The organism is Nostoc foliaceum FACHB-393, from assembly GCF_014698505.1.
GTDB classification, from domain to species: Bacteria; Cyanobacteriota; Cyanobacteriia; order Cyanobacteriales; family Nostocaceae; genus Nostoc; species Nostoc foliaceum_A.
Genome location: NZ_JACJTD010000015.1, coordinates 78,680 through 97,788, shown reverse-complemented (window position 1 = coordinate 97,788; position 19,109 = coordinate 78,680). Strand labels below are relative to the sequence as shown.

The window sequence follows — 19,109 nt, the reverse complement described above, 5'->3', positions numbered from 1 at the left end:
GGGGTATTTTGAAAACTGTAGTCGCCAATTATGCGTTAGATAAGTTAAAGATTGAAATAGCTGGAACTTCACACCCAGCGTTCCCCTCCTTTAACCTCTGGGATAGACTGGGCAATAAGTTCAGCATATTTTATCCCAAGCAGGCAGTTTATGTGAGGATTAAATCACCGCCCTAAGCGTGACCTTTTATCTTGACAATTTGCAAAAATTACCTCAATTTGACTGTTTAGCTTAGTAGCTATTCTTTTTATTGAAATTTCCATGTCAACTCTCGTCATCGTCGAATCTCCAACCAAAGCTCGTACCATTCGCAACTACCTGCCATCAGGCTATCGGGTGGAGGCGTCTATGGGTCATGTGCGTGACCTCCCCCAGTCGGCTAGTGAAATTCCCGCTGCCGTCAAAGGGGAATCATGGGCGCAGCTAGGGGTAAATGTGGACGCCGACTTTGAACCGGTGTATGTTGTCCCGAAAGACAAAAAGAAAATTGTTACCCAGCTCAAAGATGCCCTCAAAGATGTAGATGAACTGATTCTGGCAACGGACGAAGACCGGGAAGGTGAAAGCATTAGTTGGCATTTATACCAATTGCTGAAGCCGAAAGTTCCGACTAAACGGATGGTGTTTCACGAAATTACCCAAGAGGCGATCAAAAAAGCTCTGAAAAATTGCCGTAATATCGATGAGCAGTTGGTTCGCGCCCAAGAAACGCGGCGGATTTTAGATCGACTGGTAGGCTATACCCTATCTCCACTGCTATGGAAAAAAATCGCCTGGGGATTATCCGCCGGCCGAGTGCAATCTGTAGCCGTGCGGCTTTTAGTCACTAGGGAACGCCAACGCCGTGCTTTCCATGAAGGTACATACTGGGATTTGAAAGCCAGTTTGTCAAAGGAAAAAACCCCCTTTGCTTCCCAGTTGGTCACATTGGCAGGAACCAAAATCGCTAACGGCAGCGATTTTGACGCAACAACCGGACAAATTACCGCAGGTCGCAATGTCTTGCTGCTCAACGAAGACCAAGCGGTAGCGCTCAAGGAACGCCTAACTGGGAAAACCTGGAGTGTTACCGACATGGAGGAACGCCCAGTGACGCGCAAACCTGCGCCACCGTTCACCACCTCAACCCTGCAACAAGAATCTAACCGGAAATTGCGCCTCTCAGCGCGTGACACAATGCGGGTTGCCCAGAATTTGTACGAGCAGGGGTATATTACCTATATGCGGACAGATTCGGTGCATTTGTCAGATCAAGCGATCGCAGCTGCTCGGAGTTGTGTAGAAAAGCTTTACGGTCAACAATACCTTAGTCCCCAACCCCGGCAATACACCACCAAATCCAAAGGCGCACAAGAGGCGCACGAAGCAATTCGTCCAGCGGGTAGCACCTTCCGTACCCCCCAAGAAACTGCTTTGGGCGGTCGAGAACTTGCCGTTTATGATTTGATTTGGAAGCGGACTGTCGCCTGTCAAATGGCTGATTCCCGGCAAACTCAAATTACTGTGCAATTGCAAGTTGAGGATGCTGGATTTCGTTCTTCTGGCAAACGGATTGAATTTCCAGGATACTTACGTGCCTATGTTGAAGGCTCAGACGACCCGGAAGCAGCACTGGAAGATCAGGAAGTAATTTTGCCCAATCTGAAAGTGGGAGATCATCCGGATTGTACAGAATTGGAAGCCGTCGGGCACGAAACCCAACCGCCAGCTAGATATACCGAAGCGACTTTGGTGAAAACCTTGGAAAGCGAAGGTATCGGTCGTCCCAGTACCTACGCCAGCATCATTGGCACCATCATTGACAAGGGTTATGCCCATTTGGTGAGTAACGCTCTCATTCCTACCTTCACCGCTTTCGCCGTCACCGACTTGCTGGAAAAACATTTCCCGGACATCGTTGATCCCAGCTTCACCTCGAAGATGGAGCAAACCCTTGATGACATTGCCACAGGTGAAGCAAAATGGCTACCCTACTTGCAGCAATTCTATCTGGGAGAGAAAGGGCTGGAAACTCTGGTAAAAGAACGGGAAAGTCAAATTGATGCCACCAAAGCTAGGACTGTAGAACTGGAGAATCTAGATGCCAAAGTCCGCATTGGTAAATATGGCCCCTACATTGAGGTCGAAAATGGTGAGGGAGTTATCACCGCCTCAATTCCCAAAGACCTGACACCAGCAGACCTCGACCCCAAACAGGTAGAAGTATTGCTGCGGCAAAAAACCACAGGCCCTGACCAGGTAGGTCGGCATCCCGAAACTGGCGAACCGATTTATGTAAAAATTGGTGCTTACGGGCCCTATGTTCAATTGGGTGACAAAACCGACGAAAACCCCAAACCGAAACAAGCCTCCCTACTCAAAGGTGTTACCCCAGAAACCGTTACCCTGGAAATGGCTGTTGGTCTGTTGGCACTACCCCGGACATTAGGAGTTCATCCAGTCACTAGTGGCAAAATCCAAGCAAGTTTAGGACGTTTTGGCCCTTATGTCGTTCATGACCAGGGTAAAGAGGGAAAAGATTACCGTTCCCTTAAAGCTGCTGACAATGTATTGACAATTAGCTTAGAACGTGCATTGGAATTATTGTCTGAGCCAAAAAAGGGACGCAGTTCCACCAACAGCAAGTCCAAGGCAGCCTTACGCGAATTGGGTACACATCCAGAAGACGGAGAAACAATTAACATCTACGATGGCCCCTATGGTCCTTACATCAAGCATGGCAAAACTAATGTGAGTATTCCAGAAGGACAAACGGTAGAAAATATAACCCTGGCTGAGGCGCTGAACTTGTTGTCAGCTAAAGCATCGACAGCAAAATCGACTCGCAAAACGAGTAAATCAACGAGTTCCAAATCTAAGTCAACTGCTAAGTCAACAACCACTGCGAAAAAAAAGGTGACAGAAGGTTAATTGCAAGTCAAGAGTCCAAAGTCCGATCCTTAACTCTTGACCCTTATATTCATCCTTGATAGGATGCAGTTCAGTAGGTTGCAAGTGTGATACTCTAAAAAGTAAGGGAAAACACAACGCCAAATTTTAGAAGTGGCTTATGTCCCAAACACGGGATTGTGTATCAGCCCGGTTGGAAGCCAGAGGTGCGAAAATATGCCATTTTCTGCGTACCTGTTAATCAAAAATTGAGGTAGTATCTCAGGAGCGGTCAGTTCATGGACTATATAGAAAAGGTGCTGGAAAAGGTTAAGGAATTAGCACGTAGGTTAATTGAAAGCCTGTTAGGGCCAGAGGCTGAACCGGAACCGGAATTGATTCCGATTCCTGTGAATGACCGCTCGCGTCGTCGCCACTAGACCAAAAGTGCTGAACTCGACTTTGCAACCCTTAAGCATTCTGGCACTGCATGGGCCTAACTTAAATTTGCTAGGACAGCGAGAACCAGGAATTTATGGTTCGTTGACACTGGCTGAAATTAACCGCCTGTTAGAAGAAGAGGGTTTCAAGATACAGGCGAAAGTTTTTTCTGTGCAGTCAAATCATGAAGGAATATTGGTAGATACTATTCATGGCGCATTAGGAATATATCAGGGAATCTTGATTAATGCAGGGGCATATACGCACACAAGTGTGGCATTGCGAGATGCGATCGCTGCTGTTAACTTACCCACAGTAGAAGTACATCTGAGTAATATTTACCGTCGGGAAGATTTTCGCCATCATTCATACATCGCCCCTGTAGCGATAGGGCAAATAAGTGGTTTTGGTGTCCAAAGTTACTTGTTGGGCTTACAAGCTTTGGTAACTTTTTTAAGAAAAGATGAAAAATGAATCGATTTTAAAGTTGAAGGTTTCGGAATTTGGATTAATGTGAGTTCAACGGCTCATATGGTTTTTGCCTAATGGGCTGAATCAAAAGACTTCTGAGAGTTTTATCGAACTCATGTTGGATTAATTATTAAATCCAAAATCCAAAATTATATGCGTTATTCTCCTATAAGTCGGTTTAGAGGTACTTTACTCGGAGCATTCCTGGGGGGAAGTTTAGCCGCTGGTGGTAAAATACAGTCTCAGAGTTACTCAGATTTGGGCAGAATGGCGGTTCTGGGTACCCAGAGTTTGATTGAGTTGGGTAGATTAGATTTAGATGATTGGGTAGGGCGTCAGCAACAAGAATCTCTTCACATAGCCGCAGCTGATGACATATCAACAAAAATAATTATTGCCACACTACCAGTAGCACTTTTTTTTCACGAAAATCCGATTAAGCTCCGGCAAAACTTGCTGCATGTGCTAAAAATTTGGGAGGATGACCTAGTAGTACGTGATGGAACACTAGCAGTAGGATATGCGATCGCTCTTGCTCTAACTGAAAAACTCCACCCCTTAACCCTTATTCCGCAAATAATTTCTTTTCTCGGAGAAACGCCGACATCAATACCAAAAAAATTATTAAAAGTTCAGAGTTTGTTAGAGCAAGGGGCTGGATTGTCAAGAGCGCAAGCTGAGTTTGCTAGAGAAGAAAAATTCAGTCACAGTATCGCTATGGCATTTTATTGCTTTTTGAGTACCTTGGAAGACTTTCGCCTGTCACTTTTGCAGGCTACTCACAATAGCAATTTTAATGTGCAAGATACTACGCCTCTAAAGTCACAGGCTATAAGTGCAATTACTGGTGCTTTATCAGGAGCATATAACGGTATAAGCGGAATTCCCGTAAATTGGCAAGTCTTGCTGTTACAGAGAAATTCTCCAACATGGGGATTAACTAGCTTTTCCCAAATGTTAGAATTGACCGATGCATTTGTGGCGGTATGGTCAGGAGTGTATGATATTGCTTTAAAGCCAAGGGAATTAACAGAGGAGGAATGTGAGGTGGCTCTGCTTTCAGTTTACGCAGCTCCTCGCGTTATTCGGTCGCGTTAATCCTATATTTCACCGAACAACGGTGCGGGTATTAAACGCCGAAAATTACTAATCTAGCCAATATACTAAAAAAACTAAGTCGTACAGCTTGGCGCAAATCCAGCTAACATCTCAATTAACAAGGCTTGGGGCAGAATCACCTTATAGTGTATTAGTCTTATATACTAGAATTTTTCAGCAAACCCTCGGACTAATTCTGTAGGTAGCTATTGTGGCAAATCAGCTTTAACTAGCCTCCACCACCGTAGTTGCAATAGCAGCAGATCAAACTTCCCTGATGATTGTCTCATTTTGAGCTATCAAAGTCAGCAATTACAGGCAGAAATAATGAAAATGCAGCAATTTTTGCAGTTCTTAACCCAGCAATTGACTTACTGGCGGCGACAGTACAAAGGACTACGCCGTAAGGGAAAGTTAATGAGAAATCCCAAAAGCAAAAGCCATAGAAGGGAACTTTTAAGGACTGCCCTTAAGAATGTAATCTTATTTTTCTCAAAAACCAATGATAAAAGCGTAGGTGTAGCCCGCCGTAAGCATCTCCGAAAACAAGAAAGAGCGCTCCAGTCAAAGGCAAAATCGCTCAAAGCTAAGAGTAGTATTTATACAATCGGTTTAGATTGGTTACATGAACAGCGTTCCTTGGTAATTTTAGCGATCGCTGTACTGTCCCTCACAGGCGTTATGGGGCATAAATTATACAACCAGACCCAACTCCAAGTAGGGAATCCCGCACCCCAAACGATTACAGCCCCTTACACAGCTAGCATCGAAGATCAGAAAAAAACAGAAGCCGAGCGCAAAGCCGTTAGTAAAAGCTCCTTACAAGTGTTGATGGTTGATTCGCAAATGAATGAACAAATCAACGGAAAATTGCAACAACTTCTGGATGATGGCAACGAAATTCGCGCTGTTGCTGGAGCTTTTCCTTTTTTTGATCCTTTAGTTTTGTCCATCTCTAGCCAACGTTACCTCCGCTCTTGCCCTGACTCGGAATGGCAAGCACTGCTGTTGGCTATAGAAAATACTAAAAATCAGCAGAGGAAAATAACGGGACGAACCGCCGCCTCATCCCATCCATCATCAATAGCTGCACCCAATCAGGAACGCCAGCCGAGCACAACACCAACACCACAGAAAACAGAGTCAGTTGATTTTTCTCAAAACACTGACTTTACTCAAGCAAAAGCCGAGCTAGAATCTTACCTCATTACAACTTCTGAGAAAAACTTGTCTTTACTGATTGCCCTAATTTCTCAAGTCCGCCAAAGGTACACCCAGGCCAATACCAAACTTTTACAGTTAGAGACTGTTACCTCAGAAGCAGTATACGAGGAATCTCTTTTTTTGGATTTGTCAGATGTGGAATGGGAAAGAACACAAATGGGAATCCATCAGAGCGCAGAGCGGATTCTCACACAAGGCATCCCACATGGACTGCCAAAAAATATTTTACAAGATGCGGTGAGTTTACAATTGCAGACCTTTGTGCCAGAATCCGCTGAACCTTTGGCAAAGAAGCTGTTGTTAGCTGTACTTAAGCCAAATCTGCAAAACGATGAAGAACAAACAAGAGAAAACGCTCAAAAGGCTGCTGCTGGAGTGCCGCCTGTGATGGAGAAGATCCGGCGTGGTGAGGTGATTGTCAAAAAAGGAGAGCAAATTACTGCATGGAACTTTGAGGTGCTGGAGCATTATCACCTGATTCGCCGGGAGGTAAAATGGCAGGCGTTGCTGAAGTTAGCAGGCGTTATTGCGATCGCCATTGGCATTTTTGTCTGGGTAGAACGGCATGTAGATTACGAATTGCGACAACGCGATCGCTTGTTGGTGTTACTGCTGACTCTGAGTGTTCCAGGAGTGATCACGCTAGGATTGCCTTATACCACCTGGAGCGCCCTTGGTTTATTATTGGGAAGTTTTTACGGCCCCACTTTAGGGTTAACAGTTGTAGGAATGCTGTTACCGATATTGGCTATTAGCTCGGATATGAGCAAGGCTGCGCTTTTAGCTGGTGCAGGGGGTGGAATATTAGGTAGTTACATAGCACAACGATTACGATCGCGTGAAGAATTAGCATTATTAGGTGTTGCGATCGCTTTAACTCAAGGCGGCATTTATCTGGTTGTTAAAATCTTAATTGGTCAAGCATTTGGTTCAACTTGGTATATCGTCCTCCGAGAAGCCGGATTGTTTGCTTTATCCGGTTTAGGCTGGAGTGTTGTCGCCTTAGGCTTGAGTCCTTATCTAGAAAAAGTTTTTGATTTAGTTACCCCAATCCGCCTAGCAGAACTGGCAAATCCTAACCGCCCTTTATTAAAACGACTTGCTACTGAAACTCCTGGAACTTTTCAACATACGTTGCTTGTGGCTACCCTTGCCGAAGCTGCTGCCAAACAACTAGGATGCAATGTTGAACTAGTAAGGGCTGGCACATTATATCACGATATTGGCAAAATGCATGACCCTCTTGGCTTTATTGAAAATCAAATGGGGGGGCCGAATAAACATGATACTGAGATTAAAGACCCTTGGAAGAGTGCAGAAATTATCAAAAAGCACGTAACTGAAGGGTTGGTGATGGCGCGTAAACACCTTTTACCTACAGCAATTCAAGCTTTTATTCCAGAGCATCAGGGAACGATGCTAATTGCTTATTTCCATCACCAAGCCCAGCAAATGGCTCAGGAAGATCCGAGTTTAACAGTAGACGACGCAGATTTTCGCTACGATGGCCCGATTCCCCAATCGCGGGAAACAGGAATTGTGATGTTAGCAGATTCTTGCGAAGCGGCGCTGCGATCGCTCGAAGCATCGGCTTCAGGTAAGCGTCCCCTTCGCGGATCGTCTCCCTCTGGAGAGGGAAAGCGATCGGTTAAAGATGTTTCCACCGAGCAAGCTTTAACAATGCTAAATAATATTCTACGTGCCAAATGGCAAGACAATCAACTCGTTGATTCAGGACTAACACGAGAAGAAATGTCAAAAATTGCCCAGATATTTGTAGATGTTTGGCAACAATTTCATCATAAACGGATTGCTTATCCTAAGTTGAAGGCTAATGGTGCTGCGCGAAATTCGTAATTAAAGATTTCCAAAATGCCGAATTTTTATTTCCTAACTTATCAATCTTAAAACCCGAATAAGTTATTAGGATCTAAACAAAAATGGCAATTTTAACTATTCGTTTACCAGACGAAAAACACAACATGAAAAGTGATAATAGTAAAAACAAAACCGCCCAGATACCTCTGAGCGGTTTTACTTTTAACAAATTTTAACTACTGTTTAAGACTTATTAACCGAAGATTTTTTTCAACCCATAAGCTGCTAGCCCTACAACTGCACCTGCGGCTATAACAGGAGCAGCACCAATAGCTACGGCTGTACCACCTACAGCTAAACCCATGCCCCCTACTGTCGCTGCAACACCCGCGCCTGCTGCTGCGCCTGCTGCTGCATAACCTGCTGCTTCTGCTGGATTCTTGTCATTATTGTTACTCATTAGTAATACTCTTAAGTTAACGTATTAATCTTATCTAGTACTAGGTTTGATATTCAACAGTATTCTTCCTATACTTTTCGTGAATTCTATGTGAACGACGAGAAGACGTACCGAATATCTGGTCAGTGGGCAACTTAGTTGAACTCAATGCCCTTTTAGTAAGTCAAGCTTCATCTTCATCAATAGCCAATACAAGGTAAAAGTGTTTATGAAAGCGTTAGCACACCAGAATAATTAAGGATTTTCGTATCAACGGTTAACAAAGGACACGCATAATTTATAGCTGTAGCTACAATAATTTGGTCAAAAGGGTCGCTATGAAATCCGCTTAATTGAGTTGAATTAACCACTATCGGCAGCGTCAAATTTAATAGCTGTATTCCGGGATAAGCCAAAGCTGTTTCCAGCCATTCATTAACTGAACAAGAAAAAACCAGTCGATTTTTTTCGACTAATTTGGCAACCTCCCAACAAGAAACAATACTTACTCCTAAACCCTGAGATTGATATTCTTCTATATATTCCCGATGTTTTTTAGTTAATCGCTCGTTATCGTCAACCCACCAAATCCAGATATGTGTATCAAGTATAATCATTGCAAGAATTCCCAATCTGACAAAGCGACGGGTTCTGTTGGGTCATCATAACGGAGTAGTTTCCCGCGCATTGGATAAAGATTGGTTTTTAACTGGCTAGGTGGTGCTTCTTGAGGCTGTGGAGTTTTAACTTCGAGAATAATTACCTCCACAGCATCCCCTGCATGAAAAGGTAAGCCCCGCAGTATTAAAGTTCCATCTTCACTTAAAACAGCCTCTACTTTATGAGCATTCATCTTGTTACTCTTATTTTTAATGGAGAGAAAGAGAAAGTCAGTTACTTCCTCTAGTTTTTTATTATGACGCTTTGGCACGCGATACCTACGGCGGGCTACGCCTACGCATTTTCCCGATATTCAATCTCTAATCCCCAATACGTCGCACACCAGCCAAAATAAAATTAACTGCTGCTTGAGTATGCTGCTCAATCATTTCTGGACTCAGTAATTGCAAATCGGGTCTAGTATGCTTGATATTTTCGTAAGCGTTGAAGTATAAATTACAAACCCCAATAATATGCAGAGTGGTGAGAAATGGATCAATCTGACGGAAACAACCCTCAGCCATCCCCCGCTCTAAAATCTTGATGAGATAGCTAAAATTTTCTTGCCAATTCCCCTGTTTAAAATACTTTCCCTGGTTTTGGTTGGCTTCTTGAAACCAAAGCATCCCTCTGTGCGGGTGAGCAGCTTCATAAGCGATCGCTCCTTTGACAAGCACCTTCAACGCCTCCTCTGGTGGGAACTGATCCAGATTTAGCTGCTCAAACCCTTCGTGCATCTCTACCGCCGGACGTTGCAGAACAGCTTCATATAGCCCTTCCTTGCTCTGGAAATAGTAGTAAATCATCGCTGTAGTGACACCTGCACCTCTAGCGATCGCTTCTGTTCGCGCCCCTTGAAGTCCATTTCTGGCAAACTCCGCTTCCGCCGCATCGAGAATCTGCTTTTTTGTCGCTTCTGCATCGCGCACCTGACGCGGCTTTTTAGCTGAGAATTTTGACTGCGTTGAACGACCCACGTTGCTCCATCATCATAACGAAAATATATTAACTAAAAATTGGTTAGTAGTTGACATAGAAGATGAAATTTATTAAATTAATATCTATTAACTAAAAAATTAGTTAGTTATTTACACAATTCAGCAATGCAATAACCAAAGTGAGCCGAGCAAATGCCCGGTAGTGTTAGTTCATCCATTGCAGACAAGACTTTAATTATCCCTATTTGCATTCAAAAGAGTGATGTAGGACAGGCGACACTAGCTTGTCTACAACTTTTAAGTTTCAAGATTGTGTGACTTTTACTAACTCATCTAGCGATTTTTCAAGAAATTATCAATATTTTGGAGGAAAAATGGAACCAATTTTACCTGGTGCGCCTTGGTTAATCGCTCACAAATCTATATTAGAAGTGAATAAACCTAATAAAATCACATTAAATGGACAGGATTATGTCATTTGGCAAAACCAAAAAGGCGAAGTGTTTGCCCTTGATAACATCTGTCCGCATATGCAAGCACCCTTATCAGACGGCTGGGTTTGTCAAGAAAGAGATACTATTACTTGCCCTTTTCATGCACTAGAATTTGATGGACAAGGCAGACTACAGCAAGGAGATAAAAAAGACACTCAGCCAATTACCAAACCGTTAGAGTTAATTATTAGCGATGATTGCATCTGGACTTATGCTGGATTTGAGCCAAGATTGCCCATCCCAGATTTGCATCATAAAATTGTCGATGATTACGAGTTCATCGGAGTAACTGGGGATAAAAGTATTCAAGGTGATTTTTTGACTAATCTGATGGTTAACTATGACTATAACCACCAAAATGGTACTCATAAAGAATTATTTAAAATTACATATTGTCATGTAAGCTCTTTTGAAGAAAAAGGATACTATGCCACAGTCAAACAAGAACTGAAGAGAGACAACAACACCCTAGGAGAAATTTTCAAAAATCCTGTTTTGGGAATCTTCCCTAAAACTCTTACTAACAGACTAGAATACGCTTTTCCTTCAACTACAGCTTTTTTTGCGAAAACACCTATTGGTGATATTGCTCAAATTCATATTCTCTACCCGGAAACAGAAAAAATAACTAAGACGTTTATTTTGATGTATGCCAAAGTCGTCAATCCTTTGATGAAATTCCTATTTAAAAACTCAGTTTTACAAGCAGCAGCCACAGTTATTGAACAGGATACAGGTGCAGTTGAGAGCTTGTATCCTCGGCAAAAACCAAAAATTAGACTGCCAAATGAAGAGATTATGTTCTACGCAGAAAAACTCTACCGCGATTGGTAATTTAGATTTGCAAAACCTAACTCCGCTTTACAATTAAGTAGATACTGTAGCTAATTCCTGCTGGAGGTACTCAAATATGCGGCAACTAAAATCAGCCGAAGAAATGCCTGGTAGCTATGGCTTGCCCATTTTAGGGGAGACTTGGGAAATATTTCGGGATTTAGACCTGTTTGTATGGCGACGATTCCAGCAGCATGGTTCCGTTTTTAAGACGAGCGTCATGGGACGTAAACGTGCTTATTTAATTGGCCCTGATGCTAATCGACTGGTGCTGGTGGAACAGGCGGAACACATGTCGTCACGGATCGGGTGGTATTTCTTAGAACCAACATTTGGCAACAATATTTTATTACAAGATGGGGAAGAACATCGCCTCACTCGTCGCTTAATGTATCCAGCATTTCACGGAAAAGCGATCGCTACATATTTCGACACCATCCAAAATATTGTGCAAGACTTCCTCAAAGATTGGGGACAAAGAACGATTCCCTTAAATTCTAGTTTCCGCCAGCTTACCCTGATGGTTGCTACTCGCCTCTTCCTGGGAAGTCAGAATAAGAGCGAAGTTGAGCAAACTAGTCAGTGGTTTACACAACTGCTAGAGAGCAGTATGGCGATATTGAAATGGAATGTCCCTTTTACTTTATATGGTCGCGGTCAAAATGCTAGGGCTAAGTTAGTGGCTTTCTTGCATGAAGCGATCGCACAGCGTATCGAGCAAGGTAACTTAGAAGAATCAAAAGATGTTTTGGGATTACTGCTAGCAGCTGTTGATGAAGACGGGAATAAATTGAGCGAAGCACAGATAATCAACGAAGCATTGCTATTGCTATTTGCTGGACATGAGACAACAGCTTCTTTACTGAGTTGGGTAATATTTGAACTAGGTAATCATCCAGAATGGCGATCGCGACTGCGCCAAGAACAATTAGCAGTTGTGGGAAATAATCCCCTTAATCTGTCCTATCTCAAACAACTTCCAGATTTAACCAACGTCCTCAAAGAAGCAGAAAGGCTCTATCCCCCGGTGTATGCCTATAATCGTGGCGTTCTTAAAGATATTGAGTATGCAGGGTATCGCATCCCAGCGGGTTGGTTTGTGACTATCTCGCCGATGTTGACTCACCGTCTACCAGAACTGTATACTGATCCCGATCGCTTTGACCCCGATCGCTTTGCACCACCTCGTGAAGAAGATAAGAAACATCCTTTAGCACTAATGGGTTTTGGTCATGGTTCGCACAGATGTTTAGGCATGGAATTTGCCCAAATGGAAATGAAAATCGTGCTTTCCACACTGCTTCGCCATTACGACTGGACAGTAAAACCGGATTATTCTGCGATCGCTCCAGTTCGTCAACCTTCTAAAGTTAAAGATACTTTAGAAGCATATATTGAGCCTTTGGTGATAAAACATCCTTTGCAGAATCAAACGTAAGCCCTTGATGAAACAAATCGATTTTCCGCATCTAGCATGAAGTCATAGGTATTTAGAAAATCAGACTGCCACTTTTCAGGTTTTTGGCAAATTGCGAGTGGAAATCCTGCTAAATCAAACCATTGAATATCATCCCCAATTTCTACTGGTACTACTCTCCAATTTTTACTTGGAGCCTTACTGAAATCTTTCAGCAAATTGACATTAATTCGGTTAGGGGGTTTGGGACTTGGTAAATCAACACTGGAAAATGATTGTTCTACCCAATTTTTGATATTCACTGCATTAAGATACTCATTTGGTTCCGATTCTCTTTCGCTAATGTAGTGATAGTAAGTTTGCGCTAATTCTTCAGCTTGTTTACGAGTTGTTACATCTTCTACTTTAGCAAGTAAGTATGCGGCTACTGGGTCTAAAGTTCCCCATACAATAAGTTCTTTCATCCAGAAAACAATCCAAGGTAGCCCAGTTTGTGACCAGTTTTCCAATGATGATTCAACTAACTCACCACCAAAAGCTTCATCGATTGCAAGTGCAATAATGCTTCCTAACCCCCAGTTAAATCGATATCCAAAATTTTGACTAATATATGAATGCCATTTGGAAATTTGGCTTGCTTTAGGTTTTTTAGATGCTGTATCATGCTCAAGCCACCAGCATAATATTTCATTCCAAGTAACGTTTCCTGACGTGTCACTCAGTTTGAACTTCGATAAACTGGTTAAATTACTAATTATATTTTGAATATAATTAAAGCGTTCTTCTACCGTCCAAATGGCATAATTTCCACCTACTGCTAATTGTTCTTTAAGTCTTGGATAGAGATTTAAAAGCTGATTTCCATCACGTGGTGGTAAACTAGTACGATACAAGCGCCGACGCTGTGACAAATCTTTATAAATTTCTCTTTTTAGTGCCTTACCTCGCCTAATAAATAAATTTTCTAATCTTTCTTGTTCGAGGCTAGCATAATGAGCAAAGCTTCGTTGCCAAATTTTTTGCAGATGCTCCTCCAATTCATTAGAGTTTAAATCTTTAGCTGCTAGCTGTTCAATTTCAACAATTGCAGACAGTAAAATGCTATCGAGCGAATCTAAAGTTTCAATAGCTGATGATTCTGCCTCAGAAAGATTATTGCTATAAGAAAGCGGCGCAGTTTGTTCCAGCCAGCTTATAAAATTATCGTCATAAAGCTTATTTTCAGTACGATTGTTTCCTGTTAACTCTAGCCAGGTTAGGAAAATACCTTCTGAATTAGGAATAAAAATACGCCGCCATTGTTCTTCTAAATGAAGCAGCAATTGGGCTAAAGGGCTTTGGGAATTATAAATTTTATTACTTGGGTTCTCTTGGATCGTTAAATCATTTACAAGTGAACGATATTGATTACGAATTTTGGTTAACTTCTGTTTTTCATTTCTATCTTTTATTTGCTCTATAGATTCTATTGCAGGTAAAACAACTAAGCTACGCCCTTCTGTTCCAAATCCAGGTCTTCCAGCCCGTCCAACTAAATTACCAAATTCACGAGAATTGATATCTCTATACCTGTTATCATTATTTGACCAACGTTGTAAGTTGGGAATTAGCACAGTCTCAAAAGGTAAATTGACACCTTCGGAAAGAGTAGAGGTTGCCAATACTAAATGTACAATCCGTGCATTTATTACATCAACCAGTAATCTAGCCATCAAACCAGGCATTTTTCCGTGATGTACTACAATTCCTTTTTCTAGTAACTGATACTCACGGGACTTAGTACCAAAATAGTCCTCACAAGAACGCAAACACTTATTCCAAATCTCAACCTTTTTTGGTTCTGAAGGTGGTTGAAAGAATAAAGGCTTTGATATGTTTTCCCATTCTTTATTTAAAAGATCAAGAAAGTCTTGAGCATATCCGTCAATTTTCTGTGTTATTGAAATCAGTACTGCTCTTTTTTGTTCTTTATCATCTGGAGATGCCAAGTGCATAGCAGCCCAGAAAAGATGAGGGCGAAGACGCTTTCCAGGACTTTTTTCAGTTTCTAATTCACCAGCAGGGGGATATACTGGGAAAGGACGTGGAATGAAAGGTGTGTCAGCTTGTCCTCCTTCTTGAAATTCTAACCCTCTACCATCTAGTAAGTCATAGCTTATTCTAAATCCTCTTCCTGGTAGGCATTCAAGACTGCCTATCAATTGGCGTGTACTCCTGTAATTTGTCTTTGCTGGGCTAGTGTTGGTTTTATTTTCTATCCATCCGGCTAATGCATCTTCTATTTCCGATGCAACAGCAGATAGTGCAATAATTCGGCTATGGTTTTGTTCTACATAAGTAAACAGTCTTGCCCCTAATGACTCTAAACGTAAGGATCTATTTTCAGCTTTTTGCAAAGAATCTTTAGCACCATCAAATTTAACTGCATGAGCTTCGTCGAGTACAATAAGCGACACTCTACGGATAAATAGAGTCCCTAAAAATTTCATCAAAGCTTCTGCTTTTTCATAAGTGCAAATTAAAACTGTTGGCTGTTCTGATGTCAGCCATACATCTGTTGGCCCCCAATCAGTACCTCCGTATAAACCTGTAACTATCACATTGTTATTAGTACTACGTTTTAAAACACGAGAAAGATTTGATTCTACTTCTGTTGCAAGTGCTTTGCTTGGCACTAAGTAAATTGCTAAGGGAGCAGAGCTACTCAAGTTGTTAAAATTTTTAGTTTCAAAAAACAAACTTTGTAGAATGGCAATTTCAGCTATCGTTGTTTTTCCTGAACCTGTAGGAGTACAAAGCGCAAATGATTCTGCTGTTGCTAGTCGTTCGATTCCACAAATTTGAGAACGCCATGCTAAAACTTTACGATTTTGATAACTTTGGCGTAAATAACGCTCCAAGAAATTTCTACCATTTGGAGTAATCATCTGAGAAATTAATTCTAGATGATGCCGTAGAGAAGTTTGTATATATATAGACGTAACTTCAGCACACAATTTTCCTAGAAGCCAAGAATAAGTATCATGTCCATGAAGAAGTACCTTAGCAATGTTAGAAAGTTTCTCAATAGCTTTTTCTAATCTTGGTTCATTTCCCCAGCGCATTTTTGCACATAAAATTCCTAAAGAACTAGCAGTTTCTTTAACAATCAACTTGTTAAATCTGTCAGCAGCTGTATCAGTGTCATCCCAAAAAAGACTTGTTTCAGTTTGAAAATTTGATGATGTTACAGTTGCCCAATATTCTGTAAGTCGTTGCAATAAACTGGGAAAATCAGCTTTTAGCAAACAACGTAGAATTTCTGACTCTATTCCCTCACTTACATCTTGATTAAGTAAACCCGTAGCCCTAGCAGGATAACCAGCAAGTTCATACACAGCTGCTGCAAGTAAACGAATTGGTAAAAGATCCAGCTTGAGTCGGGGATGAGATAGCCATTCAAATAATTCACCAGCCCGTAGCATTCCATTACGCCAGTTAGTATCTTCAGCTTCTCGCTGGATAAATGCAGCCTCAATAAGGCGCACAGCGTCATTTAATCTTTCACCTGCTTCGTCTTCTCGCCACCCAGTTAACCCATCTTCTCCTGCGCGAAGCCTGGTATGTTGGCTATAAAGTTTTGCAATTGCTGGTGTTAGCCTGCTACCTGCCAGACTATTTTGTAGTTCTGTCGCTAAAGCAATGACTTCGTTACTTGGTTGAGTCATCTCATTTTGCAGAACTTCCTCTTCTACTATGACATCAGAGTTTGCTTTTGCAACCTCTGTATCATCTGGTTGTTGAACTGTCTGAGCAGGAATATCCGTTGAAAGTGTAGAAACTTTCTGCTGGATATAGACAGTTTTAACAATATTTTCAACTTCATGAAGATGAATTTCTACTGCTTCAAGTCTTCTTTCTACTGTATATTTTTCGTGTACTTTCTTAGGAGAGAGCCAAGTTAGCTTTTTGACAGGATGTTGACCACATATGTAACTAATTAAATAACAACTCTCATAGTTTTTATCAACTTTGTTTAGCTTTACCTTTAGCTGTAAAACTTGTAGAGCATTTTTCCAGTTTAAAGAAAAATCATCATTATAATCTTGCAAAATATCAATAAGTTGTGGAATATCAACTGGATATCCACTTGATTTATTTGCTTTTATATGTGCTTCAGATATCATGTTTGTGTCATGATTGGCTGTGCATTTTGCTTCGCAAATTAAAGAAGCAATAATTACTCCTTTACTATTACGCCGAAAAGCAAGACAATCATCACCTGTACGTCCAGGTTGTGGCTTTGCAGTTTCTCCAGTTTGCTTTAGAAATTCTAAATGCTGAAACGCAACTGGGTGGAATCGAAAGAGAAAAGCGGGAACTTCCCAGTTATCTTGCCCAAAAGGAGCAAAATTTTCAGCAATAATTCCTGCAAATATCTCTCCAAAATAACCTTTGAGCGTCTGATTATGAAGACGCTCAGGATAGCCATCGCTTGGATCGCTTTCTGAAAAATCTCCAAATGGAGCGAGAGAATTTCCTGCTAATTTACGAAGACGATATCGAGCATCTTCATGGGCTTTTTGAACGATTAATATTAATTCATTGAAAATTATATCTCGTTGGCTTTTATCTTCTTTGAGCAGACGATGTGTGTACCACTTATCTTCAGATTCACTAACTGAGTTAGATAACCACTTTGATATTCCGTTAAATTTAGTGATTTTTTGTCTTTCTTTCATTTAATATACTCTCTAAATATTAATCAAATTTACAATATAAGCCTTCAACTCAAAGAATTTTAAATTTTATGTAAAATTTAATACTAAAAGAGTAGTAGCATAGCAAAATGATGCCATAAGCGTTGAACGAGAGCTATAACGCTTACTCTGTTTTACTTTTGGGCGAGGGCAGGGTCGGAAATTTAGACTAAATGCGCTAAGTCAATAGAACAATAAGAGGGTGTGATTGAATACAGCGTCCTGCTAGTAGAAGCTGAGAGAAAAACATAAACTCTCATCTGCTCTTATCAGACAGATAACAGTGAAACAAATTTCTACATGATTGAAAATAGCTTTCTAGTAAGCATGGTAATTGTTAGATGGTTAACCCAGTGACAATGGTGTGCGTTTAGGCTGGCTGATTGATCCGCAGAACCAACAGGTGGAAATTTACCGCCCAAGACAGTGTGTTGAGGTTTTGCGTAGGCGTAGCCCGTCGGAGACATCGCCTACTAGCTTGTCTGGAGAGGATGTATTACCAGGGTTTGTGCTGGATTTGACGCAGATTTTGAGTTAAGCGATCGCTCTTTCAAAATTCCAAGTTTTGCGTCATTAAAAATAGCTTTTTAGTGACTTCTGCAAATTCCTCGCCGAAAACTTTTCCACTGACTTTGCCACTTGGTTGTTGGGAGAACCAATTTCTCTCACAGAGTTACAGCAGATTTCAACTTAGTGAGGTACAAAAATACCCCACCCGCGCCCAGAGCGCACCTTCCCCTTGCCAAGGAGAGGGTTGGGGCGGGCTGTACTTCATCTATATGAAAAGCGCTGTAAGTCCTTCTGAACTCTCGTTAGAACCTATTCGAGCCGATGCACTAATTTTATTGGAATCGACAGAACTAGTGCTTCACCTAGAGTTTCAGACTCAACCCGATGTTAATATGCCATTTCGCATGATTGACTATCGGCTGCGAGTGTATCGCCGCTTTCCCCAAAAGCAGATGCGTCAAGTGGTGATCTATCTTAAAGAAACAAGCTCAGAACTCGTGCAACAAAATACTTTTACCATTGCTGGTACTCGCCACGAGTTCGAGGTAGTTCGATTATGGGAACAGCCAACAGAAGTATTTTTGCGCTATCCAGGTTTATTTCCATTCGCGGTGTTGGGTGGGACAGATGACCGTGCAAGTATATTACAGGAAGTAGCACAGGAAATTATCGGGATTCCTGACCAACGGTTGCAGAATAATGTCGCAGCTGCCACAGCAATTTTAGCTGGTCTAGTATTAGAGAAAGGGTGAATTCAAAGAGTATTGCGGAGAGACAATATGCGCGAATCTGTAATTTATCAAGAGATTGAGGCTGAAGCTCAGGCAAAAGGTAGAGCCGAAGGTAGAGCCGAAGGCTTACAAGAGGGGATTCGGAGGGTTGCGATTAATCTGCTCAAAAGCCAAATGCCTTTAGAGGAAGTGGCAAAATTGACTGGGTTATCAATTGAAGATGTACAATTGTTGCAAACAGAGATAGAAGGTGAGTCAACATAATTCGTAATTATTACACTGTCGATGAATCTGGGTGGCTCTGAATCAAAACGAGAGCGATCGCCTTTTGAGAAGAGGTGCGAGTAAGAAGCGATCGCTCAATTTCACTCAATTCACAATCTGGACAACTTGCAACTATAAGTTGATAAAAATTTACAGCCAAAAT

At 41.6% G+C, this 19,109-nt stretch carries 14 protein-coding genes and 2 pseudogenes; 10 read left to right on the top strand and 6 right to left on the bottom strand.

What is annotated here, in order from left to right; genetic code table 11:
• Positions 1-261 precede the first annotated feature (261 nt).
• The 5 genes from topA to H6G92_RS14630 all read left to right on the top strand — a co-directional run bounded on the left by topA (position 262) and on the right by H6G92_RS14630 (position 7,959).
• On the top strand, positions 262-2,910 hold the full coding sequence (gene topA / locus H6G92_RS14650) for a type I DNA topoisomerase (protein WP_190894406.1): 2,649 nt from the start codon (positions 262-264) through the stop codon (positions 2,908-2,910).
• A 257-nt stretch (positions 2,911-3,167) separates the two neighbouring features.
• A complete protein-coding gene (locus H6G92_RS14645; RefSeq protein ID WP_167407621.1) occupies positions 3,168-3,308 on the top strand; it encodes a hypothetical protein in 141 nt (46 codons plus the stop codon).
• Positions 3,283-3,783 (top strand): type II 3-dehydroquinate dehydratase, encoded by a 501-nt coding sequence (aroQ, locus tag H6G92_RS14640; protein WP_190894405.1) that lies wholly within the window; start codon positions 3,283-3,285, stop codon positions 3,781-3,783. Before H6G92_RS14645 ends, aroQ begins: the two co-directional genes overlap by 26 nt.
• A gap of 150 nt (positions 3,784-3,933) precedes the next feature.
• Positions 3,934-4,878 carry an ADP-ribosylglycohydrolase family protein gene (locus tag H6G92_RS14635; protein ID WP_199344823.1) on the top strand — a complete coding sequence of 315 codons (945 nt, stop codon included), beginning with the start codon at positions 3,934-3,936 and terminating at the stop codon, positions 4,876-4,878.
• 327 nt (positions 4,879-5,205) lie between these two features.
• Positions 5,206-7,959: an HD family phosphohydrolase gene (locus tag H6G92_RS14630; RefSeq protein ID WP_190894404.1), complete on the top strand. Its 2,754-nt coding sequence runs from the start codon at positions 5,206-5,208 to the stop codon at positions 7,957-7,959.
• Positions 7,960-8,173: 214 nt separating this feature from the next.
• Here H6G92_RS14630 and H6G92_RS14625 read toward each other — a convergent pair whose 3' ends face one another.
• From H6G92_RS14625 to H6G92_RS14610, 4 genes are all read right to left on the bottom strand, one after another.
• Entirely contained in the window at positions 8,174-8,380 is a 207-nt protein-coding gene (locus tag H6G92_RS14625; protein ID WP_190894403.1) for a hypothetical protein, read from the bottom strand.
• Between the two features lie 206 nt (positions 8,381-8,586).
• Positions 8,587-8,976, bottom strand: a complete 390-nt coding sequence (locus H6G92_RS14620; protein ID WP_190894402.1) for a type II toxin-antitoxin system VapC family toxin — start codon at positions 8,974-8,976, stop codon at positions 8,587-8,589.
• Positions 8,973-9,212 carry a hypothetical protein gene (locus H6G92_RS14615; protein ID WP_190894401.1) on the bottom strand — a complete coding sequence of 80 codons (240 nt, stop codon included), beginning with the start codon at positions 9,210-9,212 and terminating at the stop codon, positions 8,973-8,975. Before H6G92_RS14615 ends, H6G92_RS14620 begins: the two co-directional genes overlap by 4 nt.
• Before the next feature lie 127 nt (positions 9,213-9,339).
• Positions 9,340-9,996: a TetR family transcriptional regulator gene (locus tag H6G92_RS14610; RefSeq protein WP_190894400.1), complete on the bottom strand. Its 657-nt coding sequence runs from the start codon at positions 9,994-9,996 to the stop codon at positions 9,340-9,342.
• A gap of 335 nt (positions 9,997-10,331) precedes the next feature.
• Here H6G92_RS14610 and H6G92_RS14605 point away from each other — a divergent pair, with 335 nt between their 5' ends.
• Together H6G92_RS14605 and H6G92_RS14600 are read left to right on the top strand one after the other, a co-directional pair.
• Entirely contained in the window at positions 10,332-11,285 is a 954-nt protein-coding gene (locus tag H6G92_RS14605) for a Rieske 2Fe-2S domain-containing protein (RefSeq protein WP_190894399.1), read from the top strand.
• Positions 11,286-11,361: 76 nt separating this feature from the next.
• A complete protein-coding gene (locus H6G92_RS14600; protein WP_190894398.1) occupies positions 11,362-12,723 on the top strand; it encodes a cytochrome P450 in 1,362 nt (453 codons plus the stop codon).
• On the opposite strand, the gene H6G92_RS14595 is transcribed toward H6G92_RS14600, so the two are convergent.
• Positions 12,714-17,423, bottom strand: coding sequence for a DEAD/DEAH box helicase (locus H6G92_RS14595; protein WP_190894397.1), 4,710 nt, complete (start codon positions 17,421-17,423; stop codon positions 12,714-12,716). The genes H6G92_RS14600 and H6G92_RS14595 overlap by 10 nt on opposite strands.
• 373 nt (positions 17,424-17,796) lie before the next feature.
• Between H6G92_RS14595 and H6G92_RS14590 the strand changes: the two are divergent.
• The 3 genes and pseudogenes from H6G92_RS14590 to H6G92_RS40840 form a co-directional block, all read left to right on the top strand.
• Positions 17,797-17,979: pseudogene (locus tag H6G92_RS14590) on the top strand (Uma2 family endonuclease); the annotation flags it as partial.
• Positions 17,980-18,024: 45 nt separating this feature from the next.
• Positions 18,025-18,117 (top strand): annotated as a pseudogene (locus H6G92_RS39415) (Rpn family recombination-promoting nuclease/putative transposase); the annotation flags it as partial.
• A 613-nt stretch (positions 18,118-18,730) separates the two neighbouring features.
• A complete protein-coding gene (locus tag H6G92_RS40840; protein WP_199344821.1) occupies positions 18,731-18,946 on the top strand; it encodes a hypothetical protein in 216 nt (71 codons plus the stop codon).
• 10 nt (positions 18,947-18,956) lie between these two features.
• Here the strand turns inward: H6G92_RS40840 and H6G92_RS14580 are convergent, their stop codons facing one another.
• The gene (locus H6G92_RS14580; RefSeq protein ID WP_190894396.1) at positions 18,957-19,106 is read right to left on the bottom strand and encodes a hypothetical protein; all 150 of its coding nucleotides are present in this window, start codon (positions 19,104-19,106) and stop codon (positions 18,957-18,959) included.
• Between the last annotated feature and the right edge of the window lie 3 nt (positions 19,107-19,109).